This is a genomic window from Mesorhizobium sp. M6A.T.Cr.TU.014.01.1.1, from assembly GCF_004022765.1.
GTDB lineage: Bacteria > Pseudomonadota > Alphaproteobacteria > Rhizobiales > Rhizobiaceae > Mesorhizobium > Mesorhizobium mediterraneum.
This window is the reverse complement of sequence record NZ_RZPG01000104.1, coordinates 1-460: the sequence shown is the minus strand read 5'-3', so window position 1 is coordinate 460 and position 460 is coordinate 1. Positions and strand designations below refer to the sequence as shown.

Annotated in this window: 1 protein-coding gene; it reads left to right on the top strand. The window is 67.0% G+C overall.

Translation table 11 applies throughout. The annotated features are described in order from the left end of the window. On the top strand, positions 1–460 hold a 460-nt coding region (locus EN885_RS33150), incomplete at both ends, for an MFS transporter (RefSeq protein ID WP_164897983.1).

Here is a 460-nt window from a genome sequence, read left to right as displayed (position 1 = left end):
CATCCTGGTTGCCCGCTTCGCTTCAGGGGTCGTCGCCGATTTCGCCGGCTGGTGCTGGGTTTATCTTGTCTCGGCCATGTTGACGCTCGTCATGGCGATGGTTCTCTACCTGATCCTGCCGCGCCACGAGGCGGGGCGGCCACGCACATCCTATCCGCGCCTGCTCGCTTCGGTGCTGCTGCTGTTCGCGCAGGAGCCGCTGCTGCGCGTGCGGGCGGTGCTGGCCATGCTGATCTTCGCCAGCTTCAACGTGCTGTGGGCGCCGCTGGTGCTGCCGTTGAGTGCTGCGCCATTTTCACTTTCGCATACCGAGATTGGGCTTTTCGGCCTTGCGGGCGTCGCCGGCGCGCTCGGTGCGCGCTGGACCGGCGGCCTCGTCGATCGCGGCCGCGGCCAGTTGGTCACCGGCTTCAGCCTGCTGCTGATGATGGCAGCCTGGCTGCCGATCGCCTTCATGGGC